This window comes from Rhodoferax sp. GW821-FHT02C08, from assembly GCF_059421805.1.
In genome coordinates this window covers 1-531 of the sequence record NZ_JBWKVR010000072.1, presented here as the reverse complement: position 1 = coordinate 531, position 531 = coordinate 1, and the positions used below count along the sequence as shown (strand labels likewise).

The following is a 531-nucleotide window of genomic DNA, read 5'->3' as shown; positions in this document are numbered from 1 at the left end:
CCGCCAGCGCGGCCAGGGATACGCCGACCGTGAGCAGCGCGCCATGGAGGATGGACCAGTAGTAATCAGACAAAACACATTTCCCAAGTAGAAAAAAATACGCCGTGGCCGCCGCACAGAAAGTTGCGCGGCAAGACCACGGCTGGCAATAGACACCCCGGTTCCCCTTCCAAGGAACCCGTGGATCCGGCTCTGCCGGTCCACTGGGTTCGCCCCCTGCAAGGGGGTTGGCGAAAGACGCGAAGCGCTGCAGCCTGGGGGTGTACCTTATTTAGTGCCGTACACGTCGATCTTGAAGTACTTGTCGTTCAGGGTCTTGTAGGTGCCGTCGGTGCGGATGGCCTTGATGGCGGCGTTGAGTTCTTCCTTCAGCGCTTTGTCACCCTTGCGCAGGGCCACGCCGACACCGCCGCCAAAGTACTTGGGGGTGTACAGCTCGGGGCCGACGGCCACATAGTCCTTGCCTTCGGGCTTGCTCAGGAAGCCACCGGTGACTTCGATGATGTCGGCCACGGTGCCGTCCAGGCGGCC

1 protein-coding gene is annotated in these 531 nt (G+C 61.8%); it reads right to left on the bottom strand.

Annotated elements, in window-relative coordinates; translation table 11 throughout:
• Positions 1–267: 267 nt before the first annotated feature.
• A partial coding sequence (locus AC07VY_RS26610; RefSeq protein ID WP_495100148.1) for a transporter substrate-binding domain-containing protein occupies positions 268–531 on the bottom strand: 264 nt, incomplete at its 5' end.